The sequence below is a fragment of the Bacillus sp. P4_D3 genome (genome assembly GCF_056401855.1).
Genome location: NZ_JBFUIN010000011.1, coordinates 24,219 through 50,431, shown reverse-complemented (window position 1 = coordinate 50,431; position 26,213 = coordinate 24,219). Strand labels below are relative to the sequence as shown.

Sequence of the window (26,213 nt, the reverse complement as noted above, 5' to 3'; positions counted from 1 at the left end):
CTATAGGTGATTACATAGGAGAGGGGTCGTCTTCGTGTCATTTACCTTTGAAATGTTAGAAGATAAAGTAGAGTTTTTTGAAGCGGCGGACTTAGCTTCTTTAGAAAAAAAAATTAGTGAGCAAATTGATAATAATAAAGCACTTATGCTCGAAGTACATCACATCTCGCATCAAATGGTTATGGATCCTGAAAGCAAAAGACCTTATTATAGTGCTGTTGTTCATTTTAAATTAAAGAAATTACGCTAACTAAAAAAGAGAGGCTCATAAGAGCCTCTCTTTTTTAGTTTAGAGTTTGAACAAGTACTGGTTTCCAGCCCTCATTTTCTACCCAATCAATATTTACATAATATTTTTTACCTGATTGCTTATCTTGGACATTACCGTAYGCTTTATTCTTACCGTTATTTCCGATTCTATGAATAACTAATTGCTCTACTGGAACGTCAATTGCAGTGGAAATCGCTTGATTCATTTCATTCCAATCTGCTGAACCTTTTTTAAACGTCATCGCAGGTGTTGCACCTTGTTCTGTACCTACTGGCTTCCAAGAGGATTTCGTATACGCATCTGTTGCCTTTGGCTGTGTTTTTTCAGCTGGTTCTTTCTCGGTAGCTTTCGCTTCCTCTTCAGCTTTTTTCTTTTCTTCTTCAGCCTGTAGCTTCTCTTCTTCCTTCTTCTTAGCCTCTGCTTTCTCTTGCTCGTTCTTCTTCGTCTCTTCTTTACCTTTAGCTTTCTCAGCTTTATTCTCTTTTGTTGTTTGCTGAGTTACTTTTTTATCACTAGAAGACGCTTGCTCTTTTCTTTCAGGAACAAACAATTGATATGATACAATAGCTACTAATATTAATACAATTGCAATTGCAATATTTAAAACACCGTTTTGACGACGTTTTTGTTGTTTCTGTTGAAATCTAGATCCTCCTGCCATTCTTCAAACCTCCATGCAGTTTTTCATACTTGCTATTGTAACATTAAATCTAGAAAGGTTGAACATTTACAATAATATTTTCACGAAATGAAAACATTTCATAAATAATTGCAAGATTACTTTTCAATTTCTAATTGATGAATTGCTTCTACCATTTCTGCAAAAGCTGGTGTAACTACATTTACGTTATCTGTTTCTACATCAACTACAACTAAAGCATATCTTGGGTTTTCATATGGAAAATAACCTGCAAACCAGCGATTCACCTTCTCTCCTTTTCCTGTTTGTGCCGTCCCAGATTTTCCAGCGACAGTTAGTTGCAACGAACGGAATGCGGTTCCCGTTCCTTTCTCCATCGTTACAACGCCTCTTAACAACTGTTGTAATTTTTTCATCGTTTCATAAGAAAGCTGTTTCCCATTTAATTTATGATTTTCAAATATAAAAAAGTTGGTTCCATTTTTATACACTATTTTTTTCACAGCTTTCACTTCCATCTTCTCTCCACCTCTAGCAATTGTCGCCATCATATTCGCTATAGCTAGAGGTGACACACGTACATCTTTTTGTCCGACCATCGTTTGAGCAATCGCTTTTCTACTATCTTTATTTTCTTCGCTCCCCCAAATAACAGCACTCTTTTCTTCTGGCAATTGCTCAAATTCTGGTGTATGAAATATCGAACCTTTCCACCCTACCTTCTTACTTGCTCCTAAGGCCTCTAAATACGTTTCTAATACGTCCCTATCCTTTTGCATTAGTTCATCACCTAATACGGCAAACGTTCGATTACAGCTTCTAGCAAAGCTTTCCTTAAAGTTTAATGACCCCATCATAACTTGTGGAAGATTTTCACCGTATAAATCCGTATTGCAGTTAAATGTACGATTAAACCGCACCAAATTCTCATCAATTACTGCTGCTGCAACTACTGTTTTAAAAACAGACCCCGGAAAATGAGGAGTTAACATTTGATTTTCAAGTGTAGCTTTATATATCCTCCTATCATTCATCTGTAAAGAAGGCCTACTTACCATTGCTAAAACTTCACTATTCTTTATGTCTAGTAATACTAATCCACCTTTTTTTATTCCATTTTCATCTATAATCCTCTCTGCTCGTCGTTGCAACGTTTTATGTATTGTTGTTTGAATAGTAACTGGATAAAACGGATTTCCTGGTGAAGTGTATTTCGCCTGTTTCCCGAAAATCGGTTCTCCCTGTCGATCCACTTGATATAGTACTTTCGCTTCTCCATCAGTCAGTAAAAATTCATCAAATGATTGTTGCAATCCAGAAATACCAATTGGCGTTTGTTTCGAAGTTTTTTTCATTTCTCCATAACGCTTTTGAAATTCCTGCTCATTCTCTCCCACATCACCAATTAAATGACTTGCCTCTCCCGTTTGCTTCAATCGAACTTCTGCTGCTACAATACCTAAAATATCTAATTGATTTACCTTCTCCATCTGCTCGAGCGTTAATTGAAATGGGATATTCCCCCTTCGTAATATAAATGCTTGATTCTTATTTTTCATTTGCAGTCTTATTTCTTGTCTCGACACACCAATGATATGCGCAATTTTCTCTAACATGTCATTTTTTATTTGTAAAAATGGAAAAACAATTAAGACTGGATATTTCTCTTCACCAATTTCCTTACCATTTCGATCTGTAAAATGCCCTCTTCCATTATCTACTGTAAGTGATTGTGTTCGTTGCGTAACACTTTTTTCAATCAAATTGATATTTCGATCAGTAAAGGATTCCGTATCAATAATCTGTATTTGGATTAAACGACAAAGTAATAAAAAAATCACACCCATAAAACAAATTAAAACAATTATAATTCTCCGTTTCATTTTCATAAAAAACACCTCGTCTATTGTAGTTTAGACGAGGTGTTTCACCTTTTATACAAATAAAAAATCACTCGTTTTCACACGAGTGATTTTTACGTTATTTTACAGAGATAATCTCTACTTGCATTTCTCCACCTGGTGTTTGGATTGCTACCTTTTCACCAATTTGCTTACCTAATAAGCTTTTTGCGATTGGAGAATCGTTAGAAATTCTTCCTTCAAATGGATCAGCTTCTGCGCTACCTACGATTGTGTACGCTTCTTCGTCTCCACCTGGTAACTCTTTAAATGTTACTGTTTTACCTAATGTTACAACTGTAGACTCTTCACCATTGTCTTGAATGATAACCGCATTACGGATCATATTTTCAAGTTGTGTAATGCGTCCTTCTACGAATGCTTGCTCATCTTTCGCTGCATCATACTCAGAGTTCTCAGAAAGATCTCCGAAGCTACGTGCGATCTTAATACGCTCTACAACTTCTTTACGTCTTACTGTTTTTAATTGTTCAACTTCGTTCTCTAGTTTTTGCTTACCCTCTTGCGTCATAGGGTATGTTTTTTCTGTTGCCATGTTTTCCACTCCTTTTATATACCAATCCCCTGAAAAAAAGAGGAGTTCCATATGAAAACTCCTCCGCTTATATATAGCGGAGGTTTCTAGCACACATGGCACTAGTGGAGTTGTCACATACAACCCCTTATTCTCCAATTCTTCCTTATATAAAGAAGGTATGTATGGAAAGTTGATATAAATATGCCCTCACCTATTGGTAGGTGAGGTTTCATGTTTCATTGTATTCGATAAGAAGGGAAAAAATCCCTTCCTATCGTATATCTTTTACTATGCTATTAMAAATTTACTTTTTGTTCAAGAATTGTTGCAATTTTTGTAACCATAATATCAATTGCAACATGGTTTTGTCCACCTTCAGGGATAATAATATCCGCAAATTTCTTAGAAGGCTCAATAAATTGATTATGCATTGGTCGTACAACGTTTACGTATTGGTCAATAACTGAATCCATTGTACGACCGCGCTCTTCAATATCGCGCTGCATGCGGCGTAAAATACGAAGGTCCGCATCTGTATCAACGAACACCTTAATATCCATTAACTCACAAAGACGTGGGTCTTCTAAAATAAGAATTCCTTCTAAAATAATTACATCTTTCGGCTCAACTGGAATAATTTTTTCTGAACGCGTATGCAATGTATAGTCATATATAGGCTTTTCCACTTGCTCATATGCAAGCAACTGCTGCAAATGGTCAATTAACAAATCATTATCAAACGCTAACGGATGATCGTAATTTGTTTTTAAACGTTCTTCCATTGGTAAATGGCTTTGATCTTTGTAATAATAATCTTGCTCCAAGATTAAAATGGAATGACCTTTAAAATGGTCAAAAATCGCTTTCGTTACACTTGTTTTTCCTGATCCTGAACCACCAGCGATTCCAATTACAACAGGCTTATTCGTCCCCATTCGACTACCACTCTTTCTTATTGAAGTATGTTTTTGCGCATCATATTATTCACATACACTGGTTGATCCACTTTGAATTTCACGATTTGCAACGGATGTCTCGCTGCATCTAATTCGTTTCCATCCTCATCCCAAATTTTCTCCACCGTCTGCGTAAAGTTTTCTATTTCTGGCCCAAAGAACTCCACTTCATGTCCTGGTTTGAAGTGATTACGTTGCTCAAGCGTTACGATGCCCGTTTCTTCATTATAATCTAACACTAAACCAGCAAAATCATACGTTGTTTTCTTACTATGATTTCCAAACATTTGCTCTTGATGTCCTGGAACCCCTTCAAAGAATGCAGGAGCTGTATCACGATTTGCACATTTATCAAGTTCATCTAACCATTCTTGTTTAAACTCAAAGTTATCCGGATCCGCACAATACGCATCAATTACTTTACGATATACAGTTGCTACAGTCGCTACGTAATGGATAGATTTCATACGTCCTTCAACTTTTAAGCTATCAATTCCAATTTCAATCATTTTCGGAATGGATAAGATTAAATTTAAATCTTTTGGGCTCATCGCAAAGTGAGCATCTTCTTCTTGGAATAGAGGAAGCTCTTTTGCATCTTTATGTTGTGATACCGTTTGAACTAAATCATAATCCCAGCGGCAAGATTGACAACAACCACCACGGTTAGAGTCACGCGCTGTCATATGGTTACTTAATGTACATCTCCCTGAATACGCGATACACATTGCACCATGGACGAATGCTTCAATTTCAATATCAACTTTTTCTTTAATTTCTTTCATTTCTTCATAGCTTGCTTCACGAGCTAATACAAGACGATGTAAACCTTCTTCTTTCCAATACTGTGCTGCTTTCCAGTTGGATAGTGATTGTTGTGTACTTAAATGCACCTCAACAGAAGGCGCTACACGTTTACATGTCTCAATAATAAGCGGATCGGCAACGATAATTCCCGTTACGCCAGCTTTTTCAATCCCTTTTAAATATTCCTCTAGCCCATCCATATTTTCATTATGTGCAAAAATATTTGTTGTTACGTATATTTTTGCTCCATATTTCTTTGCAAATTCAACGCCTTCTGCCATGTCTTCCAGCGTAAAGTTACCTGCATTAGAACGAAGACCAAATTCTTGTCCACCTAAATATACAGCATCTGCCCCATAATGGATAGCTACTTTTAATTTTTCTAAGTTACCCGCAGGGATTAACAGTTCAGGTTTTTTCACAATAACGCGTTTGCCATCGATCACCCGTGAAATTTCTTGTACAGTCATTTCCTACACCCTCCTCGTTTAGTAAACCGTTTCTTTAAAGAAGAATCCTGTATCTAACGGACGATTTACCGGTTGTATTTCTTCTATCTCTTTCAATAAATCATCTTTCACGTCATAATACGCATCACGATCTTCTACACATAAATCAATCGCTTTACGATATTTCTTCGTTACCTCAATAATGTATTCAGAACTTTTTAGGACACCATCAATTTTTAAGCTATCGACTTCAGCATCGATTAGTTCCTCTAACTCATCGATGAAACAAATATCATTTGGACTCATAATGTGAGTACCATTTTCATCTTCATAAATTGGATATTTGTTATTACGTTCTGGGTCGTATAAGAACATATTCTCTTCATACTTTTTCTTTTCGATGTCGAGATTACGCCCTTGATACTCAAAGTAGTTTCCTACTAGTGAACGCTTCGATTGGAACATGCAAGTCATACCGTGAATTTGTACTTCAAGTTCCACTTCAGCATTTTCTTTTAATTCAGCAATTTCATCTAAGCTAAGCTCACGAGCTAATACAGCGCGTTTCGCGCCTCTTTGCCCCCAATAGTTACAAGTAAACCAGTTTGTCGCTGTCGTTTCTGTATTCCAGTGCAGTTGCATGTTTGGTGCAACTTCACGAACAGCCATTAATACCGCTGGATCTCCGAAAACAATCGCATCTACATTTACCTCATTTAAAAAGGCAACGTAGTCCGTTAATTCTTCCACTTTATCATTGTGGAACATCGCATTCATTGCAACGTATACTTTCACACCATTTTCATGTGCAATGTTTACAGCTTGTTTCACATCTTCACGTGAAAACTCTCCTGCCAAACGTAAACCAAACTTTTGTTCACCAACCATTACTGCATCTGCCCCTGCTTTCACAAGAGGTTCAATATCCGCCACCGCTCTAGGCGTTACTAACAATTCAGGTTTCTTCATACTTTTGTCACCCTCTCTTTTTACTTACAGCCACTCCATCGCCAATTGGGAAAATCGTTGTATCATATCCTTCATGGTTCATAAGCCATTCATTGTACGTCTTAATACGACGAATCAAACCACGCGTACGTCTATTTTCAATTTTCTCTTTTGTCGTCACAAGACCATGGTACATAACGTTATCTGAAATAATAACGCCACCAGGATTTAATAACGGTTCGTATAAGTCAAAAAAGCGACGATACTGCCCTTTCGCTGCATCAATAAAAATAACATCAAATGTTCCATGTTCTTTCACTTGTTCGCCCGTTTCTAAAGCATCACCGTAAATAACAGAAATACGGTCTGTTACTGAGGAACATTCTATATATTCAAGTGCCTTTTCATATCGTTCACGATTGCGCTCTACTGTCACAATGCGAGAGTTCGGAATAGCTTGCATCATACGAATACTAGAATAACCGATTGCTGTTCCAAGTTCTAAAATACTTTCCGGTCCAATTAAACGTAAAAATTGCAGCATAAATTCCATTCCAAGTCGATCCATAATCGGCACATGGTTTTCAGTTGCATACTCTTCCATTTCAAGAATTAATTTATCTTTTGGATCAATAAATGATAATAGGTACTCGTTAACTGCGTCCTCCATAATTGGTCCTCCTTATTTACATGGAGAAGTGCCTCTATGACGCGTCAACCTTTGTCTTTTCACACATAGAATGCAATAAAAATACAAGCCAGTTTCACCCTTAGCTTGTACGTCCCGTTTTGATATTAAAAACGATTCTTCTGCCAGTTTTTAACCCGATATATTTTACCACAAAAAAGAGGGATGTGCGACCTTTTTCGCTACCCCTCCCGATTTCATTGTTTTTTCGTAATGTATTTTTGCTTTAATGCATTATGTTCTTCTAATGTTTTCGCATAATACACTTCACCACTTGGTGCAGCTAAGAAATAATAATAATCTGTTTGCGCAGGATCTAACGCTGCTTCCACTGAATGTTTACCAGAGTTTGCAATCGGTCCAACTGGCAACCCTTTCACAACATACGTATTGTACGGTGAGTTTACTTTCAAGTCTTCGTATAATACACGTTGTTTATGCTTTCCAAGCGCGTATAGTACCGTCGGATCCGTTTGAAGCGGCATACCTTTCGCTAAACGATTATAGAAAACACTAGAGATTTTCTGGCGATCTGTAAAGCCAGTGGCCTCTTCTTCAATAAGTGAAGACAACGTGAGCAGTTGATGCACATCCCAGTTCTTCGCTTTCATTTTCGCCTCATTTTGAACAATGATTGCATTCGTTTTCTCAAGCATCGGAATTACGATTTCTTCTAATGTCGTATCTTTCTTATAGAACGAATACGTCGCAGGATATAAATAACCTTCTAATGGATATTTAATATTACTATCAAAAATTTTATCCGTTAATAGCTTCGGATACTTTTGCTGCATTTTTTGAATAAATGCTTTATCGTTTAATTGACGCACAACATCATCTTTATTCCACTTTAATTCTGTCGCAATCACTTCAGCAATTTCAGTTACTTGTGCTCCTTCTTTAATCGTCACTTTATAAAGAGCCGGACGATGTACGTTGCCAGATGACATTTGTTCAATGACATCGTTAGCATTCATCGAAGGATTTAATAAATATGTACCTGCTTGTAAACTTTTTGACTTAACTTTCGTATAAAAACTAAAAACTGTACCGCTGTTCACAGCACCTTTTTCTTCTAAAATCTCACCGATTTTACTTGTAGATGACCCCTTTGGAATCTCTACTTCAATCTCTTTTTTATTTCCACTATCAACTGGTCCTAATGCAGATGAAATATACGCATAGACTGATCCACAAACTAAAAGCAGTGCGATAATCGAAATTAAAAAAATGCGTCTACGCTTCTTCTTCACTTGATTCTCTACCAAAATTCTTCCTCCTTATTTAATTGTAGACCATATACACTTCCTCTATACAATGCCCTACAAACATAAAGCAAAACCAATCATTTCTAAATAATTGGTGACAGCTACTCATTTAAAGCCTCATTTCATACAACCCGTCTTATTATACTATAAACAATTAAGTAGTTTCGACAAAAAATCTGTCATTTTGCATATGAATACAAAAAAGGCGAACTGTGTACACAGTCCGCCTTTTTATACATTACTACTCTTCGTCTTGCTCATCAGCAAGAGTGTTAAACATTTCTTGTACCATTTCCCACTCTTCTTCAGATTCAATTGAAAGTAATGTTCCGCCCTCTTCTTCACTTTGCTCGTATGCCATTGCATCGAAGATTTGGTCTCCATCTTCGTCTACTTCACCGATTGGAGAGAAGACTACGTAAGATTTTTTGCCGAATTTTTCAGCATCAAAAGTGAAAATAATTTCACATAAATGTTCGTTTCCTTTTTCGTCTACAATTGTAATTTGATTTTCTTCCATTTTGGTCACCTCTTATTTACTATCTAGAAATCCTTGTAAGATTACGACTGCAGCCATCTTATCGATTACTTGCTTTCGCTTCTTACGGCTCACATCAGCTGAAATGAGCAGACGTTCCGCTGCCATCGTCGACAAACGCTCGTCCCACATTACAACTTCTAATTGTAACAGATTTCGCAGGTTTTCTGCAAATTGTTGGCACGCTTCACCACGCGGGCCAATTGTACCATTCATATTTTTAGGTAAACCTACTACTATTTTGTCCACATTGTACTGTTTTACCAACTCAGAAATACGGTCAAAACCAAAGTTGCCTCGTTCTTCGTTAATCCTGATTGTTTCCAGTCCTTGTGCTGTCCAGCCCATTTCATCGCTCATTGCAACACCGACTGTTTTAGTACCAACATCTAAACCTAATATCCGCATAAACTACTCCTCACGATGATGTTTCAAGTAAGACTTCACAAGCTCTTCAATTAACTCATCACGTTCAAGCTTGCGAATAATGCTTCGTGCATCTTTATGGCGAGGTATGTATGCTGGATCTCCACTTAATAAATAACCGACGATTTGGTTAATCGGATTATAACCTTTTTCTTGAAGTGCATTATACACAGTTAAAAGTACATCATTTACATGGACACTCTGCTTTTCATCTTGAATGCTAAACTTCATTGTTTTATCAAAACCGTCCATTTCAAGCACCTCACTTGTAAGTAGTAAGTATAGAGAGAAGAACTTCTCATCTCCCTACCATTGTACACTACTATCTCTTTATTTTGAAACAGATTTAACGTACTCTTGTACAAATGCTAAAGCTTCCTCAACTTGCGCTGGGTTTTTACCACCTGCTTGAGCCATGTCAGGACGGCCACCACCACCGCCTCCACAACGAGAAGCTACTTCTTTCACAAGTTTACCTGCATGGTAACCTTGACTAATTAAATCTTTCGTTACGCCAGCTAAAATATTTACTTTATCGTCATTTACAGACACTAATACAACAACTGCAGACTCTAATTTATTTTTAAGATCATCCATCATTGTACGTAAATTGTTCATATCTGCAACATTTACTTTCGCCGCTAATACGTTCACACCATCAACTGTCATTACTGAATCAGTTAAGTTTCCAGCTTCGATATTGCTTAATTTCGCAGCAAGAGATTCGTTTTCTTTTTGAAGTTGTTTTACTTCAGCAAATAAACCATCAACTCTTGTTAAAATATCTTTCGGATTTGTTTTCATTTTTCCTGCTGCTTCTTTTAATAAACCTACTTGATCGTTCATTAATTCGTATGCAGATTTCCCAGTTACCGCCTCAATACGACGTGTTCCTGCACCGATACCAGATTCAGCAACGATTTTGAAAATACCGATAGAAGCTGTGTTATCAACGTGACAACCACCGCAAAGCTCTAAGCTGTAATCGCCTACTTGTACAACGCGTACAACATCACCGTATTTTTCACCGAATAATGCCATTGCGCCCATTTCTTTCGCTTCTTCGATTGCTTTTTGAGAAATCGCAACATCAATACTTTGCCAAATTTTTTCGTTTACGATACGCTCAATTTTTTCTAATTCGTCAGCTTGTACTTGACCGAAGTGAGAGAAGTCAAAACGTAAACGTTCAGATGTTACAAGAGAACCCGCTTGGTTAACATGCGTTCCAAGTACATCTTTTAATGCTTGGTGCAGTAAGTGAGTTGCTGTATGGTTTTTCACAACGCTACTACGGTTTTTCGTATCGATAAGAGCTTTTACAGCCGCTTCTTTCGTTAATGTACCTTCTTCAACAACAACTTTGTGTAAGTTTTGACCATTTGGTGCTTTTTGTACGTCTTTTACAAGAACTTTCACGCCGTCAGCAAGAAGATAACCACGGTCTGCAATTTGCCCACCGCTCTCAGCGTAGAATGGCGTTACATCAAGCATTAATTGTCCTTCTTCACCTGCTTGTAGGCTATCTGTGTACTCGCCATTTTTTACAAGTGCAACAACGTTACTTTCTGTTGCAACTGTACCGTAACCAACGAATTCGCTCGCTACTTTAACTTCACCAAGTACACCGCCTTGAACTTGCATAGAATCAACGTCTTGACGAGCAGCACGTGCACGCTCACGTTGTTTCTCCATTTCATTCTCAAAGCCTGCTTGATCAACTGTCATACCAGCTTCTTCTGCATATTCTTCTGTTAATTCAATCGGGAAACCGTACGTGTCGTATAGACGGAAAGCATCTACGCCAGAAATAACAGTTATTTTTTCTTCTTTCGCTTTTGCAATTACGTCAGCTAAAATTGATTCACCATCATGAAGTGTTTCATGGAAACGCTCTTCTTCATTCTTCACAACTTTTGCGATGAAATCTTTCTTTTCAAGTACTTCTGGATAGAAGTCTTTCATTACTTCTCCAACAACCGGTACTAATTCAAACATGAATGGACGGTTGATATTTAATTTTTTCGAGTAACGAACAGCGCGGCGTAATAAACGACGTAATACATAACCACGGCCTTCGTTAGAAGGAAGTGCTCCATCACCAACCGCAAATGTTACTGTACGAATATGGTCAGCAATTACTTTAAATGCCATATCTTTTTCTAAGTCACCATTACGATACTTCTCGCCAGAAATTGATTCTGTCGCCCCAATCATCGGCATGAATAGGTCTGTATCAAAATTCGTAGGCACATCTTGAACGATAGATGTCATACGCTCTAGACCCATCCCTGTATCGATGTTTTTCTTAGGAAGCGGCGTATATGAACCGTCTGGATTATGGTTAAATTGAGAGAATACAAGGTTCCATACTTCTAAGTAACGCTCGTTTTCTCCGCCCGGATATAATTCTGGATCACTAAAGTCATTACCGTAAGCTTCACCGCGGTCATAGAAAATCTCTGTATTCGGTCCACTTGGTCCTTCACCGATATCCCAGAAGTTTTCTTCTAAACGGATGATGCGTTCTTTTGGAACACCCATTTTCTCATTCCAAATTGTGAATGCTTCTTCATCTTCCGGATGAATTGTAACAGATAGTAATTCTTTATCGAATCCGATCCACTTGTCGCTCGTTAGAAATTCCCAAGCCCAAGTAATTGCTTCTTCTTTGAAGTAATCACCGATTGAGAAGTTCCCTAACATTTCAAAGAATGTATGGTGACGAGCCGTTTCCCCAACGTTTTCAATATCGTTTGTACGAATTGATTTTTGTGCATTTGTAATACGTGGGTTTTGCGGGATTACACGTCCGTCAAAATATTTCTTTAATGTCGCTACACCACTATTAATCCATAGAAGAGATGGATCCTCGTGCGGAACTAGTGATGCACTTGGTTCTACTGCATGTCCTTTTTCTTGGAAAAAGTCTAAAAACATTTGACGAATTTGTGCGCCTGTTAGTTGTTTCATTGTATTTTCCTCCTTAAATATAAAAAACTCCCGCCCCTAATAAAAGGGACGAGAGTTAACTCGCGATACCACCCTAATTATGAATTGATTATTATAACAATCAATTCATCACCTCATGGTGCCGTAACGTGGCAAGACGGCAGTGATTAGCTGCTCTCAGGATTAGCTTTCTGTTACCCTTCATTTAAAGCTTCTTTCAGCCATTGGAAGCTTCTCTCTATAAATGGACTGTAACATACTTGTTCCGTCATTGATTTAATGTATTATATGACTAAATATAATAGAATTCTCTTAAGTTTGTCAATGTAGATAATAATAATTATATTGTACTACACACATTTTCGTTAGCTACATAAGCATCTACTTTTCATTTTAAATATCTTCTCTTTTCCAAAGAGGCCTCACATGAACGACCACTGTCCGAATGACCGCTAAAATAGGAACCGATATTAGTAATCCTACAATCCCCGCAACTTCTCCCCCTACTAGTAACGCAAACATAATAATCACAGGATGCATACGAAGCGACTTACCAACGATGTAAGGCGATAAAATGTTACTTTCCAAAAATTGCAAAATAGCAATCGTAATTCCCGCCTTAATGAGTAAACTCGTTGATACCGTTGCCGCAATCATCAACGTCGGAATCGCCCCTAAAATAGGACCAAAGTATGGGATTATATCCGTTACCCCAATAATAATACCGAGTAATAACGGATATTTCATACCGATAAACCAAAAAGAAAGAACAGATACTCCCCCTAATACTAAGCAAACAAATAACTGTCCTCGAATATAACTTCCGAGTGACTTATCAATTTCTTTCGCAAGCATTTGACCCGTACTACGCCACTTACTCGGAACTAGTTTCCAAAAAATATGATAAAACTCACCGTAATCTTTTAATATGTAAAATACAATGAACGGAATTAAGAAAATAATGAGCAATGAATCCAGTACACCACGTGCTGTGCTCATAACTTTATTTAAAAGCGTTTGTATCTTCATTTCTACACCAACGAAAATTTGCTTTACCTTTTCATGAATAAATGATGGGAAATTCGCTGTTTGTTCTGTAACTCCATCCATCCAAGAATCGTACATTTTTGTAAACTGCGGAAATTGTTCATTAATTTCTTGTAACTGTTTAATAACAACTGGCGTTCCTTTATAAATCCCATAGCCAATTCCGCCAAAGAAAAGAATATAAATGAGCAAAATAGCAAGTGTGCGTGGCATTCCTTCCTTATGGATTTTTTCAATTAAAGGGTGTAATAAATAAGCAATAAAACAAGCAATAAGAAACGGTGTGATCGCCACTTTAAATACAAAAATAATCGGTGCCCATAGTGGCTTAATTTTTAAAAAGACGAGCAAACAAAGAAAAACGAGTAACAATAATCCTAAACGATATATCCAAATGATTTTAAGATTCTTCACACGAAAAACCTCCTCCACCTTTATTTTGAAAATAAATAGGTTAGGTTATGTGCAAAAGTTTTAAAATCTTTTTATACAGACCATACTGTTTTTTAAAGACGTACATATATTTAACATAATAAGGACAACCACCCATGAAAATACAAAATGTCAAAATATAATCAGGAGGGCTCATAATGATCTTATTTATGCTTGCATTATCCGCGCTTTTTATGCTTCTTGAATGGATTTGTATCGGGTTTGGTATTTGGAAAGGCTTCTTTATTCGTTCCTCGCGAAAAGAAAGAGCGAAGCACTTATGGCATTATGGAATGCTTGGCGTTGGATGTTACGGTTTATCTTATCTCTTCTCTGAAATCGGACTTTTATATTTGCATACAAGCACATAAAAAAACTCCCTTATCATGAAGGGAGTTTTTACGCCTTATAAATAAGACTTAATCATCTTACGTGCTTTTTTCACATTGCGTTTTGAGAATACATCTTGTTTGCGAGCATATTGATATGCTGCAGCTCCAACACCTAATGCGATTAATGAATTGCGTAGATTCAAAGTAAATCCCCCTTTTCGTTATCCGATCGTTCTTTCATTATCATCAAATAAATCATCAAGAGAGCTTAATGAACCATCTTCCTCTACTTGATGTGTATGGATTTTCCCCTTTGAAACCGATAATTCGATATAACAATTCCAGCAATAAAATTGGTTGACACCTATTTTTCCGATGTCTTTCCCTTTGCAATTTGGACAACTGAACATATGGCTTTCATCTCCTTACAGTCTCCCAGATTCTATTCGCCATTATGTCCAAACTGCATTCATTTATACATTACTGGAGCMTTWCAACGTTATACGTTTGAAAGTTTCACTATATAATTTCACCTTGTTACATGAAATCATACGGTGAAATGTTTTCCACATCCATTTCTTCACCATTAACCGTCACCATTTGCACTTCTCCTTGTGATTCTTGCAATCGACCAGCTAAAGTCGTTTGACGCATTGCATCATCAAGGCGATTCACACCGGATTGAAAAGCTGCTTCCTCCCCGCAAATAATAAGGAATTTCTTACTTCTTGTAATACCCGTGTAAATTAAATTACGACGTAACATACGGTTATAGCTTTTTACAATCGGCATAATAACAATCGGAAATTCACTACCTTGTGATTTATGAATCGAGCAGCAATATGCATGTGTAATTTGATTTAAATCTGGCTTTGTATACGTTACTTCAATCCCATCAAATGAAACGATAATCATGTCTTGTTGCTCAACGTTTTCTTTCGCATAAAACACCGAAACGATTTCTCCGATATCACCATTAAATACTTGGCTTTCCGGCTGATTGACGAGTTGCAGTACTTTATCTCCTCTGCGGTATACAACGTCACCGTATGCAATTTCTTTACTTTTTTCCCTTTTCGGATTAAACACTTCTTGGAGAGCTTCATTTAACACATTAATACCTGCTGGTCCGCGGTACATAGGTGCCAACACTTGTACATCTCTTGCGCTAAATCCTTTTGTCTTGGCATTTTCACATACTTTTTTTACAACTTCAACGATTTGAGCGCCTGTACAAGAAATAAAGGAACGATCCTTTTTATTTTGTGCTAAATCTGGCGGAAGCGCACCACCTTTTATCGCATGGGCAAGCTGAATAACAGATGACCCTTCCGCTTGACGATAAATTTCTGTAAGCTTGACCGTTGGAACTGCACCTGCATTCAATAAGTCTTTTAGCACTTGTCCAGGTCCTACAGATGGCAACTGATCTTCATCACCTACAACGATAACTTGAATATTTGTCGGAAGCGACTTAAACAGCTGATTTGCAAGCCAAATGTCTACCATTGAAAACTCATCAATAATGAGTAACTTTCCTTGTACTGGATCGGTTTCATTACGCTGGAAAGATCCTTCTGGCGTCCAACCGAGTAGACGATGAATTGTGCACGCCGGAAGCCCCGTCGATTCACTCATTCGCTTCGCTGCTCTTCCAGTTGGAGCCGTTAATAAAATCGGAAATGGATTATCATCACTATATTCATTCGGATTTAATGATACTCCGTGAAGTGATGCATACATTTCAACAATCCCTTTAATAACTGTTGTTTTCCCCGTTCCTGGTCCACCTGTTAATAGCATCATCGGCTTATGAAGTGCAGTTTGAACTGCTTCTTGCTGAAGCGGCGCATACTGCACCTTTAGCTGTTCTTCAATTTCTCCTAATGTTTTTAACACTTCTGCTTCAGGGAATGCAGGGGTTTCTTCTTGATTCATAAGACGACGGATCGACTTTACAACGCCTTTCTCAGAATAGAATAAAGAAGCTAAATACACTCGCTCTTCTTCTATAATGACTTTCCCTTCGCTTTGCATCATTTCAACGCAGCCTACAATATCTTCCTCAGTCACTCTGCCTTCTTGATTATTTAAAAGTGACATCGTTTCTCTTACAAGCTGACCTTTTTCCATATACACGTGACCGAGTTGTAATGAAATATTCTCTAACGTATAAAAACACCCTGCACGTACACGGTCGTCGTGATTGCCCGTTATTCCGATTGCACGCCCTATATCATCTGCTCTTCCAAATCCAATTCCGTCCACTTCTTCAATAAGTTTATACGGATTATTACGAATCACTTCTAATGTCATCTCTTTATATTGCTGATAAATTTTAATAGAAAGTTTTGTTCCAAAACCGTAACCATTTAAAAAACTCATCACTTTCTCGAGCCCTTGATGCTCAATAATCGTCTCATATATTTCCTGCGCTTTTTGCTTGTTTACAACACCACTTAACGCATCCGGATCATCCATAATTTTAGAAATCGCATGCTCACCAAGATGGTCCACGATTTTTTCGGCTGTACGCTTTCCAATCCCTTTAAATAAATCGCTCGCTAAATATTGCACCATACCTGCTTTTGTTTGTGGCAGTTCTTTTTTAAACGTTTCAACTAAATATTGTTTTCCATACTTTGGGTGGTCTTTAAAATGACCTGTTAATGTAAACACTTCATCTTCATGCATACGGGGAAAATGACCGTTTATCATTACTTTTTTTTCGTCGTATGTTTCATTCGTTTCAATGACTTTCATACTGACAACGGAATAGAGGTTTTCTTCGTTGTGGAAAATGGTATGAAGAACTTGCGCTTTTATAAATTTTTTCTCTTCCTCAAACAAATCCATTGCATGTTGATTTCCCATATTTCCTCTCCTTTCCGAGTTCTTTTCACTTTAATGAGCAGTACATCCCCCACCTCTTTCACAATCTTTAGATGAGGGGTAACTGCGCATTAAACTATAATTTCACTTTATTCAGCTTCTTGCTCTAATAAACGAATACCATTACCAGCTAAAAAGTGGTCTGCTTGAATTTCAGTCGCTTTCTTAAATAAAGTAAGAGCTTTCTCGTTATTGTCTTCGAATACGTACGCAACACCTAAATTATAATACGCATCCGCATGCTCTTCATCCATTTCTAATACCTTTTCAAAATAAGGTTTTGCCTCTTGAATATGTTCTAGTCGCGCGAAGCAAAGTCCGCATTGGAAAACAGCTTCTACATCATTTTCATCTAATTCAGTTGCTCTTTGTAAAAATGGCAGCGCAAGACGATCATTTCCAAGTTGCACATGTGTGATACCTAACATAAATGTTACGTCAGCTGATTGTAATCCCGCTTGCATCGCTTGTTCAAATACAGCCTTCGCCTCTGCAAATTGCTCTTGACCGTAATATACGTTTCCTAAGCCATAATAAGCAGCCGCAGATTTACCATCTAATTCTACTGCACGTTTATAAAATAAAATTGCTCGCTCACTATCACCTAATACATCTAATAAATTCGCAAAGTTAATGTATCCAAGCGCATCTTTCGGATTTTCTTCGATTGCTTCTGTGAAATTTTCAGCTGCTTCTTCCCAGTTTCCTTCTTGCATATATTTAATACCTGTTTCAAGTTTGTTTGACATATCCTTCACCTCTACAACAAATTATAACAAAGAATGTATTTTCCAAGCGAACAAAAATTCGCTTTATGTAAAAGAAACCTCTAACCGCTAATCGGCAGAGGCTTCTCGTGTTATCCTAAATAATCTAATTTCTTACCACTATGATATACTTCATCAATTGTAGCGCCGCCTAAGCACTCATCTCCATCATAGAAAACAACTGCTTGGCCTGGCGTAATCGCACGAATTGGCTCATCACAAAGAATACGAACTGTATTTTCATCAACGATTTGAACCGTTACTTTATTGTCTGCTTGACGATAACGGAATTTCGCTGTACACGTAAATTCTTTTTCCTTCGCTTTATTACTTACCCAGCCTACATTCGTAGCAATAACTTCATCACCATATAGAAGTTCGTTATGGAATCCTTGGTCAACATATAAAATGTTTTCTTTCAAGTTTTTCCCAACAGCAAACCATGGATCACCATTACCACCAATACCAAGGCCATGACGTTGTCCAATTGTATAGTACATTAAACCATCATGTTTCCCTTTCACTTCACCAGATAATGTTTGCATCACACCTGGTTGCGCCGGTAAATAGTTACTTAAGAAATCTTTAAAGTTACGCTCACCGATGAAGCAAATACCAGTACTATCTTTCTTCGCCGCTGTCGCTAAACCAGCTTCTGTCGCCATTTCGCGAATTTGTGGTTTCTTTAATTCACCTAATGGGAACATTGTTTTTGATAGTTGCTCTTGGCTTAATTGATTTAAGAAATATGTTTGATCTTTATTGTCATCAACGCCGCGAAGCATTTTATATTCGCCGTCCATATAAGCAACGCGTGCATAATGACCTGTTGCTACATAATCAGCACCAAGTGCAATTGCATGCTCTAAAAATGCTTTAAATTTAATTTCTTTGTTACACATTACATCTGGGTTTGGTGTACGACCAGCTCGGTACTCATCTAAAAAGTACGTAAATACTTTATCCCAGTATTGTTTTTCAAAGTTTACTGCATAATACGGAATGCCGATTTGGTTACACACTTCAATTACATCATTGTAATCTTCTGTTGCTGTGCAGACACCATTTGCATCTGTATCATCCCAGTTTTTCATAAAAATTCCGATTACATCATAACCTTGCTCTTTTAATAAAAGAGCTGCTACAGATGAATCGACGCCACCGGACATCCCGATGACAACGCGTGTTTCGTGAGGTAGTTTGTTCATCATGTCACCTCCCATGCTAATTTTGTGTTAATCGCTTCACGATTTTCACTGTTTCGTACGCCGCTTTTTCAATTTGCTCTTTCGTATTTCCAAGACCGAAACTAAAGCGTACGGATGAACGTATTTGATCGGAATCTTTTCCGAACATCGCCACTAATACATGTGATGGGTCAATCGAACCAGCTGTACAAGCAGAACCACTTGATACTGCAATGCCAGCTAAGTCTAAGTTTACAAGAAATGGTTCAATATTCATTCCTGTAAAACTTACATTAAACACATGTGGTAAGCGATATTCCAAGTTTCCGTTTACCTCGAAAGTAATGTCTTCATTCTTGAAGACAGATACCATTATATCTTTAAACTCTTCATATTGGGCATTTTTTTGCTCACGAGTTTTTTCAGCTAGCAAAATTGCTTGCTGAAGTCCAGCAATACTAGGTACATTTTCAGTACCCGCACGACGTTTTCTTTCTTGCTCTCCGCCTATTAATAACGGTTCAAACTTCACATTTGCACCAGCATATAGGAACCCGACACCTTTTGGTCCGTTAATTTTGTGAGCTGAAATTGATAATAAATCAATTCCAAATTCTTTCACATCAATCGATAATAAACCGTAGGCTTGTACAGCATCTGTGTGGAAATAAGCTTGATGTTCTTTTAACAGCTTACCTATTTCCGCAATTGGTTGCATTGTCCCTACTTCATTATTCCCGAACATAATAGATACAAGAATCGTCTCTTCCGTTAGTGCCTTTTGTATGTCAGAAACTTGAACACGCCCTGTTTCATCAACAGGTAAATACGTCACTTCAAATCCTTCACGCTCTAACAATTCACACGTATGCAAAATCGCATGATGTTCAATTTGCGTTGTAATAATGTGGTTACCTTTGTGACGATTCGCGCGCGCTACACCTATAAGTGCTAAATTATCAGCTTCTGTACCACCGCTCGTGAATATAATTTCATTTGGACTCGCGTGAATGCTACGTGCACACACACGTCTCGCCTCATCTACCGCATGGCGCGTTTGACGCCCATAAAAGTGAATGCTAGACGGGTTTCCAAATGTTTCTGTCATATATGGAATCATCTTTTCGACCACTTCTGGGTGAGTCGGAGATGTCGCAGCATGATCTAAGTAAATGCGTTCCATTAAATCTCCTTCTTTCCAAATCGTTTCACAAGGAATTAAATGTAAAACATATAGCCCCCGTGATTTTCTTCCTCATAACGTACTAAATCTTCTAAAGTTGTACTATCTAATACTTCTTGCACCGCATCACGAACACGCATCCATAATTGGCGTTGTGCTGGTTCTTCTTCTTCTATCATTTCTACAACACTAATTGGACCCTCTAGTACACGGATTACATCTCCAGCTGTAATGTTGACTGGCTGATCAGATAATACATATCCGCCATATGCCCCGCGCGTACTCTTTACAAGACGAGCGTTACGAAGTGGTGAAATTAATTGCTCTAAATAATGCTCAGATAGGTCATGTGCCTGCGCAATTGATTTTAATGAAATTGGGCCTTCACCAAATTTTTTTGCAAGGTCGATCATAATTGTTAAGCCGTAGCGGCCTTTCGTTGAAATCTTCATCTATTTGCACCTCATTTCAAATTTTCACTTCTATTGGTTATATCTTATTTATAAAAGAACACAATTTAAAATCCTATGAAATTATAGCATAATATAGTATTATAAGAAATTTCAACTTGTGTATCAAAATGATAACATAAAATCACATTGAAAAACTCGGAAATTATTACAATTGAAAGAAAAATGAAAATATTCCCCTTCATTTTTCCCATAAAACAGCATCCTATTTCAAATTTCATAAAAAAAAATGATACGATAGAATGAGATTATACATTAAGGGAGAGGGTCAAATGAAACAACCACTCGCACATCGAATGCGCCCTACAAATATTCAAGAAATTATCGGACAACAGCATTTAGTTGGTGAAGGCAAGATTTTATGGCGAATGGTCCAAGCAAATCATTTTCAATCAATGATTTTATATGGTCCTCCAGGCACAGGAAAAACATCAATCGCTAGCGCAATTGCAGGAAGCACTGGAACCCCGTTTCGCCTCTTAAACGCTGTTACTCATAATAAAAAAGATATGGAAGTTGTCGTACAAGAAGCGAAGATGCATCGGCACCTCGTTTTAATTCTGGATGAAGTTCATAGGCTAGATAAAGCGAAGCAAGACTTTCTATTACCCCATTTAGAAAGCGGACTTCTTACTTTAATTGGTGCAACGACAAGCAATCCGTTCCATGCTATTAATTCTGCTATTCGAAGTCGTTGTCAAATCTTCGAATTACACGCATTAACAGAAGATGATATTTTAATTGGCTTAAAACGAGCGCTTGAAGATAAAGAAAAAGGGCTTGGGGAATATGATGTAACTGTTACGGATGAAGCATTACATCACTTTGCAAATGCGTCAGGCGGAGATATGCGCTCAGCTTATAATGCACTTGAACTAGCTGTTTTATCTAGCTTTACAACTGACGACAAAGCCGCGGAAATTACACTTGAAATCGCAGAAGAATGCTTACAAAAAAAGAGTTTCGTTCACGACAAAGGTGGCGATGCTCACTATGACGTTTTATCTGCTTTTCAAAAATCAGTACGCGGAAGTGATGTGAACGCCGCGCTTCATTATTTAGCACGTCTTATTGAAGCTGGTGACTTACAAAGCATCGGTAGACGTCTGCTTATTATGGCATATGAAGATATCGGACTTGCTAGCCCACAAGCTGGACAACGTACACTTGCAGCGATTGAATCAGCTGAACGGGTCGGCTTCCCAGAGGCACGCATACCACTTGCAAATGCTGTTATTGAACTTTGTCTATCACCGAAATCAAATTCGGCCTATAAAGCACTCGATGCCGCACTACACGATTTACGTAATGGCCAAACAGGCGATATTCCAAGTCATTTAAAAGATAGTCATTATAAAGGAGCCGAATCATTAGGAAGAGGCATCGGATACTTATATCCACACGATCACCCAAACGGTTGGGTACAACAACAATACTTACCTGATAAAATTAAAAACAAGCAATATTATAAACCGAAAACGACAGGGAAATTTGAACAAGCACTTTCTACTGTTTATGAAAGATTACAAAGTTCGCATAAAATGAAGAATAAAGGGTAATATAAGCGAAAACGTCACCATTACGGAGGCTTCGCTTATGAAAACACGTCAAGATGCATGGACAAAAGAAGACGATCTCCTTTTAGCAGAAACTGTTTTACGACATATTCGCAGCGGAAGTACACAAATAAAAGCATTCGATGAAGTTGGTGATACATTAAACCGAACTTCAGCAGCTTGTGGCTTTAGATGGAATGCTGAAGTAAGACCATATTATGAAGATGCGGTGCAAATTGCAAAAAAACAACGTAAAGAATTAAAGCGTTCGGAAGCTAAAATAGAAAAAGAGCAGTTCACACAAACTCGGCAGCTCGTAATCGATGCCGAGTTTTCAGAAGATATTGCCCCAAATAAACAAGATCTTACAATGCAAAATGTCATCTCATTTTTGCAAAACTTGGAGCACAATAACCCTTCACTCGCAAAGTTACAAACTGAAAATGACGTATTACAAGATCAGCTCACTTCCCTGCAAAAAACGAATAATGAACTTGAAGCAAAATTAGCTGTTCTCACAAAAAAACAACAAGCAATCGAAGAAGATTATGCAATGCTTGTTAGAATTATGGATCGTGCTCGAAAACTTGTTTCGGTCGAAGAACAAGAAGAGCAAATTGCTCCGATTTTCAAAACCGATCAAAATGGAAATTTAGATATTATATATTCAGCAGAAAATTGAAAATGGGGATGTCACTTTTTCAACTTAGTGACATCCCTGTTTATTACTACGGCAAACATCGCCTCGGTAAATGAAATTATATTAACGATTTTCCGAATATATCTATCACAACTCGAAATATATCAACCATTCGACATAGAATATCGATTTACCGACAAAAATTGACATTAATAATATTTCTTTAAAACATACAAAAAGCATATACCCTAGGCGGATATATGCTTCCTTTTTATTCTTGCCCTACACGCTTCACTTCTACGTTTTTAATACGTTCACGTACAACGTGACTTGCCATAATTAAGCCTGCCACAGATGGTACGAATGCATTTGAAGAAGGTGGTAATTTCGCTTTACGAATTTTTGCATTTTCGTCTGGTACGATTTCTTTACGTACTTCTTCACGAATTACGATTGGGTTTTCGTCAGAGAAGACAACTTTTACACCTTTTTTAATACCATCTTTACGAAGCTTCGTACGAATTACTTTCGCAATTGGATCTGTATGTGTTTTTGAAATGTCCGCAATACGGAAACGAGTTGGGTCCATTTTATTTGCCGCACCCATACATGAGATAATTTTAATTTTACGACGTAAACATTGTTTAATTAAATGAATTTTGAACGTAATCGTATCAGATGCATCTACTACGAAATCTAAACCCTGTTTAAAGAACTCTTCATATGTTTCATCTGTATAAAACATCTCTAGTCCAATTACTTCACATTCCGGATTAATGTCCGCAATACGCTCTTTCATTAATTCTACTTTTGAACGTCCTACAGTAGATACTAACGCGTGAATTTGACGGTTTACGTTTGTAATATCTACAACGTCTTTATCAACTAATACAAGACGTCCTACGCCAGAACGTGCTAGCGCTTCTGCCGAAAATGACCCTACGCCGCCAATTCCTAAAATACCGACTGTACTATTTTTTAATATTTCAAGGCCTTCTTTTCCAAAGGCTAATTCATTACGTGAAAATTGATGTAACATTCAGCTCTACACTCCTATTACAAAAATGGTCTACCATGTATTCTAGCGTTTTTCCGACTATTTGTATAGAAAAAGTTATAGAATTCCTAAAAATACGTATTTCAAACAAGGAAAACATAATGTAAACCGGACTTTTTTCTTACATATACGTTTAAAAAGGAGGATTTAGAGAACCGAGCAGATCGAGGCACTTATGCTAGGAGGAGCACAGTGTAGGGATACTACTCGAACACCGGACTAACATACGTAACGATGAGATGCGACTGTTATCTAAACCGGACTTTTTAAACTTCCTCTTCAATATACGTTTAAAAAGGAGGATTTAGAGAACCGAGCAGATCGAGGCACTTATGCTAGGAGGAGCACAGTGTAGGGATACTACTCGAGCACCGGACTAGCATACGTAACGATGAGATGCGACTGTTATCTAAACCGGACTTTTTAAACAATCTCTATAAAAAAAGCCTAGACGGCTATAGTATAACCATCTAGACTCTATTCTTACTTCTCTTCTTTCACTTTCACGCTCAATTTTAAGCTTAGCTCTTCAAGCTGCGCTTCTGCAACTGGGCTTGGAGCTTCTGTTAATAAGCAGCTTGCGCTTGCTGTTTTCGGGAATGCAATTGTATCACGAAGGTTCGTACGACCTGCAAGTAACATAACAAGACGGTCTAAACCTAATGCGATTCCGCCATGTGGTGGTGTACCGTATTCGAATGCTTCTAATAAGAATCCGAATTGTTCTTGTGCTTCTTCTTGTGAGAATCCAAGTGCTTTGAACATTTTTTCTTGTACGTCACGCTCGTAAATACGAAGTGATCCACCACCAAGCTCATAACCGTTTAATACAAGGTCATATGCTTGTGCACGTGCTTTTTCTGGTGCTGTTTCTAATAGTTCAACATCTTCACGGAATGGCATTGTGAATGGATGATGAGCTGCGAAGTAACGATCTGCATCTTCATCGTACTCAAGAAGTGGCCAATCAGTTACCCATAGGAAGTTAAATTTACTTTCGTCAATTAGCTCAAGTTCTTTACCTAAACGTAAACGAAGTGCACCTAAACTATCTGCAACAACGCTCTTCTTATCTGCTACGAATAGTAATAAGTCACCAGCATCCGCTTCTAATGTACTCATTAACACGTTTGCATCTTCTTCACCGAAGAATTTCGCAATCGGTCCTTTTAAGCCGTCTTCTTCAACTTTAAGCCAAGCTAGACCTTTTGCACCGTATACTTTTGCGAATTCAGTTAATGCATCGATGTCTTTACGAGAGTATTTGCTCGCTGCACCTTTTGCGTTAATCGCTTTTACTTGTCCGCCGTTTTCTACAGCACTTGTAAATACTTTAAATCCACAACCTACTGCAAATTCAGATAGGTCTTTTAGTTCCATTTCAAAGCGTGTATCCGGCTTATCAGAACCAAAGCGAGCCATTGCATCAGCATATTTCATACGAGGGAATGGTGCACTAACTTCTACACCTTTTGCATCCTTCATGACTTTCGTCATCATACGCTCCATCATTTCTAAAATTTCATCTTGTGTTAAGAATGATGCCTCGATATCAATTTGCGTGAATTCCGGTTGACGGTCCGCACGTAAATCTTCGTCACGGAAACAACGTGCTACTTGATAGTAACGCTCAAATCCACCGACCATAAGAAGCTGTTTAAATAGCTGCGGAGATTGAGGTAATGCATAAAATTCACCATCATGCACACGGCTTGGTACTAAATAGTCGCGAGCTCCTTCTGGCGTGCTCTTCGTTAAAATTGGTGTTTCAACTTCTAAGAACTCTTCTGTATCTAAGAAGTTACGAATTGTTTTCGTTACGTCATGACGCATTTTGAATGTGTTGAACATTGCAGGACGACGTAAGTCTAAGTAACGATATTTTAAACGCACATCTTCTGATGCATCTGTATCATCAGCAATAATGATTGGCGTTGTTTTCGCTGCGTTTAATACGTTTACTTTCGATGCTTGTACTTCAATACGACCAGTTGCCATATTATCATTAATTGCGCCTTCACCACGTTCAACAACTGTACCTTCTACGTGTAATACGTATTCGCTACGAATCGTTTCTGCTACTTCTAACGCTTCTTTTGATGTTTCTGGGTTAAATACAACTTGTACGATACCTGTACGGTCACGTAAGTCGATAAAGATTAATCCACCTAAATCACGGCGTTTTTGTACCCAACCTTTTAATTGAACTGTTTGTCCAACCGCTTCTACTGTTACTTTTCCGCATGCATGTGTTCTTTCAGCCACTTT

At 37.8% G+C, this 26,213-nt stretch carries 26 protein-coding genes and 1 other annotated feature; of the genes, 4 read left to right on the top strand and 22 right to left on the bottom strand.

Annotation, left to right across the window (positions count from 1 at the left end; all coding sequences use genetic code 11):
• The first annotated feature begins 34 nt into the window (after nucleotides 1-34).
• Nucleotides 35-250: a YrzA family protein gene (locus AC1DTM_RS04145; RefSeq protein WP_016106207.1), complete on the top strand. Its 216-nt coding sequence runs from the start codon at nucleotides 35-37 to the stop codon at nucleotides 248-250.
• 34 nt (nucleotides 251-284) lie between these two features.
• On the opposite strand, the gene AC1DTM_RS04140 is transcribed toward AC1DTM_RS04145, so the two are convergent.
• From AC1DTM_RS04140 to AC1DTM_RS04080, 13 genes are all read right to left on the bottom strand, one after another.
• Nucleotides 285-932 carry a YrrS family protein gene (locus AC1DTM_RS04140; protein WP_016106208.1) on the bottom strand — a complete coding sequence of 216 codons (648 nt, stop codon included), beginning with the start codon at nucleotides 930-932 and terminating at the stop codon, nucleotides 285-287.
• A gap of 116 nt (nucleotides 933-1,048) precedes the next feature.
• Complete coding sequence (locus tag AC1DTM_RS04135) at nucleotides 1,049-2,800, bottom strand: peptidoglycan D,D-transpeptidase FtsI family protein (protein ID WP_088099536.1); 1,752 nt, start codon at nucleotides 2,798-2,800, stop codon at nucleotides 1,049-1,051.
• 91 nt (nucleotides 2,801-2,891) lie between these two features.
• Complete coding sequence (gene greA, locus AC1DTM_RS04130; RefSeq protein WP_131232081.1) at nucleotides 2,892-3,368, bottom strand: transcription elongation factor GreA; 477 nt, start codon at nucleotides 3,366-3,368, stop codon at nucleotides 2,892-2,894.
• A 278-nt stretch (nucleotides 3,369-3,646) separates the two neighbouring features.
• Nucleotides 3,647-4,285: a uridine kinase gene (gene udk, locus AC1DTM_RS04125; protein WP_477000051.1), complete on the bottom strand. Its 639-nt coding sequence runs from the start codon at nucleotides 4,283-4,285 to the stop codon at nucleotides 3,647-3,649.
• A 17-nt stretch (nucleotides 4,286-4,302) separates the two neighbouring features.
• Nucleotides 4,303-5,583, bottom strand: coding sequence for a peptidase U32 family protein (locus tag AC1DTM_RS04120; RefSeq protein ID WP_002111968.1), 1,281 nt, complete (start codon nucleotides 5,581-5,583; stop codon nucleotides 4,303-4,305).
• Between the two features lie 18 nt (nucleotides 5,584-5,601).
• Entirely contained in the window at nucleotides 5,602-6,531 is a 930-nt protein-coding gene (locus AC1DTM_RS04115; RefSeq protein WP_016106210.1) for a peptidase U32 family protein, read from the bottom strand.
• A gap of 7 nt (nucleotides 6,532-6,538) precedes the next feature.
• Nucleotides 6,539-7,180, bottom strand: coding sequence for an O-methyltransferase (locus tag AC1DTM_RS04110; RefSeq protein ID WP_002034114.1), 642 nt, complete (start codon nucleotides 7,178-7,180; stop codon nucleotides 6,539-6,541).
• A gap of 215 nt (nucleotides 7,181-7,395) precedes the next feature.
• Nucleotides 7,396-8,466 carry an endolytic transglycosylase MltG gene (gene mltG / locus AC1DTM_RS04105; protein ID WP_002145640.1) on the bottom strand — a complete coding sequence of 357 codons (1,071 nt, stop codon included), beginning with the start codon at nucleotides 8,464-8,466 and terminating at the stop codon, nucleotides 7,396-7,398.
• Nucleotides 8,467-8,707: 241 nt separating this feature from the next.
• A complete protein-coding gene (locus tag AC1DTM_RS04100) occupies nucleotides 8,708-8,986 on the bottom strand; it encodes a DUF1292 domain-containing protein (protein WP_002111975.1) in 279 nt (92 codons plus the stop codon).
• Between the two features lie 12 nt (nucleotides 8,987-8,998).
• Nucleotides 8,999-9,412: a Holliday junction resolvase RuvX gene (gene ruvX / locus AC1DTM_RS04095; RefSeq protein ID WP_002160397.1), complete on the bottom strand. Its 414-nt coding sequence runs from the start codon at nucleotides 9,410-9,412 to the stop codon at nucleotides 8,999-9,001.
• A 3-nt stretch (nucleotides 9,413-9,415) separates the two neighbouring features.
• Entirely contained in the window at nucleotides 9,416-9,682 is a 267-nt protein-coding gene (locus AC1DTM_RS04090) for an IreB family regulatory phosphoprotein (protein WP_002111976.1), read from the bottom strand.
• 78 nt (nucleotides 9,683-9,760) lie between these two features.
• Nucleotides 9,761-12,403: an alanine--tRNA ligase gene (alaS, locus tag AC1DTM_RS04085; RefSeq protein WP_477000050.1), complete on the bottom strand. Its 2,643-nt coding sequence runs from the start codon at nucleotides 12,401-12,403 to the stop codon at nucleotides 9,761-9,763.
• A 41-nt stretch (nucleotides 12,404-12,444) separates the two neighbouring features.
• Nucleotides 12,445-12,663, bottom strand: a binding site (T-box leader).
• Nucleotides 12,664-12,775: 112 nt separating this feature from the next.
• Entirely contained in the window at nucleotides 12,776-13,843 is a 1,068-nt protein-coding gene (locus AC1DTM_RS04080; RefSeq protein ID WP_002138436.1) for an AI-2E family transporter, read from the bottom strand.
• A 176-nt stretch (nucleotides 13,844-14,019) separates the two neighbouring features.
• On the opposite strand from AC1DTM_RS04080, the gene AC1DTM_RS04075 reads away from it, so the two are divergent.
• Entirely contained in the window at nucleotides 14,020-14,232 is a 213-nt protein-coding gene (locus AC1DTM_RS04075) for a hypothetical protein (protein WP_002160395.1), read from the top strand.
• A gap of 35 nt (nucleotides 14,233-14,267) precedes the next feature.
• Here the strand turns inward: AC1DTM_RS04075 and AC1DTM_RS04070 are convergent, their stop codons facing one another.
• From AC1DTM_RS04070 to cymR, 7 genes are all read right to left on the bottom strand, one after another.
• On the bottom strand, nucleotides 14,268-14,396 hold the full coding sequence (locus AC1DTM_RS04070; protein WP_002015286.1) for a YrzQ family protein: 129 nt from the start codon (nucleotides 14,394-14,396) through the stop codon (nucleotides 14,268-14,270).
• A gap of 18 nt (nucleotides 14,397-14,414) precedes the next feature.
• On the bottom strand, nucleotides 14,415-14,603 hold the full coding sequence (locus tag AC1DTM_RS04065; protein WP_002015288.1) for a hypothetical protein: 189 nt from the start codon (nucleotides 14,601-14,603) through the stop codon (nucleotides 14,415-14,417).
• Nucleotides 14,604-14,730: 127 nt separating this feature from the next.
• Nucleotides 14,731-17,067: an SF1B family DNA helicase RecD2 gene (gene recD2 / locus AC1DTM_RS04060; protein WP_016106214.1), complete on the bottom strand. Its 2,337-nt coding sequence runs from the start codon at nucleotides 17,065-17,067 to the stop codon at nucleotides 14,731-14,733.
• A gap of 107 nt (nucleotides 17,068-17,174) precedes the next feature.
• Nucleotides 17,175-17,834 (bottom strand): tetratricopeptide repeat protein, encoded by a 660-nt coding sequence (locus AC1DTM_RS04055; RefSeq protein ID WP_016106215.1) that lies wholly within the window; start codon nucleotides 17,832-17,834, stop codon nucleotides 17,175-17,177.
• 110 nt (nucleotides 17,835-17,944) lie between these two features.
• Nucleotides 17,945-19,060 (bottom strand): tRNA 2-thiouridine(34) synthase MnmA, encoded by a 1,116-nt coding sequence (gene mnmA / locus AC1DTM_RS04050; protein WP_002160392.1) that lies wholly within the window; start codon nucleotides 19,058-19,060, stop codon nucleotides 17,945-17,947.
• A gap of 16 nt (nucleotides 19,061-19,076) precedes the next feature.
• Entirely contained in the window at nucleotides 19,077-20,222 is a 1,146-nt protein-coding gene (locus tag AC1DTM_RS04045) for a cysteine desulfurase family protein (RefSeq protein ID WP_016106216.1), read from the bottom strand.
• Nucleotides 20,223-20,257: 35 nt separating this feature from the next.
• Nucleotides 20,258-20,674: a cysteine metabolism transcriptional regulator CymR gene (gene cymR / locus AC1DTM_RS04040; protein WP_000704117.1), complete on the bottom strand. Its 417-nt coding sequence runs from the start codon at nucleotides 20,672-20,674 to the stop codon at nucleotides 20,258-20,260.
• Between the two features lie 290 nt (nucleotides 20,675-20,964).
• On the opposite strand from cymR, the gene AC1DTM_RS04035 reads away from it, so the two are divergent.
• Together AC1DTM_RS04035 and AC1DTM_RS04030 are read left to right on the top strand one after the other, a co-directional pair.
• The gene (locus AC1DTM_RS04035; RefSeq protein ID WP_002111985.1) at nucleotides 20,965-22,251 is read left to right on the top strand and encodes a replication-associated recombination protein A; all 1,287 of its coding nucleotides are present in this window, start codon (nucleotides 20,965-20,967) and stop codon (nucleotides 22,249-22,251) included.
• A gap of 37 nt (nucleotides 22,252-22,288) precedes the next feature.
• Nucleotides 22,289-22,930: an RsfA family transcriptional regulator gene (locus AC1DTM_RS04030; RefSeq protein ID WP_016106217.1), complete on the top strand. Its 642-nt coding sequence runs from the start codon at nucleotides 22,289-22,291 to the stop codon at nucleotides 22,928-22,930.
• A gap of 229 nt (nucleotides 22,931-23,159) precedes the next feature.
• Here AC1DTM_RS04030 and AC1DTM_RS04025 read toward each other — a convergent pair whose 3' ends face one another.
• Together AC1DTM_RS04025 and aspS are read right to left on the bottom strand one after the other, a co-directional pair.
• On the bottom strand, nucleotides 23,160-23,927 hold the full coding sequence (locus tag AC1DTM_RS04025; protein ID WP_016106218.1) for a tRNA threonylcarbamoyladenosine dehydratase: 768 nt from the start codon (nucleotides 23,925-23,927) through the stop codon (nucleotides 23,160-23,162).
• A gap of 501 nt (nucleotides 23,928-24,428) precedes the next feature.
• Nucleotides 24,429-26,210: an aspartate--tRNA ligase gene (aspS, locus tag AC1DTM_RS04020; protein ID WP_002160387.1), complete on the bottom strand. Its 1,782-nt coding sequence runs from the start codon at nucleotides 26,208-26,210 to the stop codon at nucleotides 24,429-24,431.
• Nucleotides 26,211-26,213: the final 3 nt, after the last annotated feature.

Excerpts from the sequence above, each read along its gene's own strand:
- AC1DTM_RS04135 (WP_088099536.1), bottom strand. The coding sequence starts at position 2,800 with ATGAAAATGAAACGGAGAATTATAATTGTTTTAATTTGTTTTATGGGT.
- AC1DTM_RS04055 (WP_016106215.1), bottom strand. The coding sequence starts at position 17,834 with ATGTCAAACAAACTTGAAACAGGTATTAAATATATGCAAGAAGGAAAC.
- AC1DTM_RS04090 (WP_002111976.1), bottom strand. The coding sequence starts at position 9,682 with ATGGACGGTTTTGATAAAACAATGAAGTTTAGCATTCAAGATGAAAAG.
- AC1DTM_RS04075 (WP_002160395.1), top strand. The coding sequence starts at position 14,020 with ATGATCTTATTTATGCTTGCATTATCCGCGCTTTTTATGCTTCTTGAA.
- AC1DTM_RS04065 (WP_002015288.1), bottom strand. The coding sequence starts at position 14,603 with ATGTTCAGTTGTCCAAATTGCAAAGGGAAAGACATCGGAAAAATAGGT.
- AC1DTM_RS04045 (WP_016106216.1), bottom strand. The coding sequence starts at position 20,222 with ATGGAACGCATTTACTTAGATCATGCTGCGACATCTCCGACTCACCCA.
- AC1DTM_RS04115 (WP_016106210.1), bottom strand. The coding sequence starts at position 6,531 with ATGAAGAAACCTGAATTGTTAGTAACGCCTAGAGCGGTGGCGGATATT.
- mnmA (WP_002160392.1), bottom strand. The coding sequence starts at position 19,060 with ATGAACAAACTACCTCACGAAACACGCGTTGTCATCGGGATGTCCGGT.
- AC1DTM_RS04100 (WP_002111975.1), bottom strand. The coding sequence starts at position 8,986 with ATGGAAGAAAATCAAATTACAATTGTAGACGAAAAAGGAAACGAACAT.
- greA (WP_131232081.1), bottom strand. The coding sequence starts at position 3,368 with ATGGCAACAGAAAAAACATACCCTATGACGCAAGAGGGTAAGCAAAAA.
- AC1DTM_RS04110 (WP_002034114.1), bottom strand. The coding sequence starts at position 7,180 with ATGGAGGACGCAGTTAACGAGTACCTATTATCATTTATTGATCCAAAA.
- cymR (WP_000704117.1), bottom strand. The coding sequence starts at position 20,674 with ATGAAGATTTCAACGAAAGGCCGCTACGGCTTAACAATTATGATCGAC.
- AC1DTM_RS04035 (WP_002111985.1), top strand. The coding sequence starts at position 20,965 with ATGAAACAACCACTCGCACATCGAATGCGCCCTACAAATATTCAAGAA.
- ruvX (WP_002160397.1), bottom strand. The coding sequence starts at position 9,412 with ATGCGGATATTAGGTTTAGATGTTGGTACTAAAACAGTCGGTGTTGCA.
- AC1DTM_RS04030 (WP_016106217.1), top strand. The coding sequence starts at position 22,289 with ATGAAAACACGTCAAGATGCATGGACAAAAGAAGACGATCTCCTTTTA.
- alaS (WP_477000050.1), bottom strand. The coding sequence starts at position 12,403 with ATGAAACAACTAACAGGCGCACAAATTCGTCAAATGTTTTTAGACTTT.
- AC1DTM_RS04025 (WP_016106218.1), bottom strand. The coding sequence starts at position 23,927 with ATGTTACATCAATTTTCACGTAATGAATTAGCCTTTGGAAAAGAAGGC.
- AC1DTM_RS04120 (WP_002111968.1), bottom strand. The coding sequence starts at position 5,583 with ATGACTGTACAAGAAATTTCACGGGTGATCGATGGCAAACGCGTTATT.
- recD2 (WP_016106214.1), bottom strand. The coding sequence starts at position 17,067 with ATGGGAAATCAACATGCAATGGATTTGTTTGAGGAAGAGAAAAAATTT.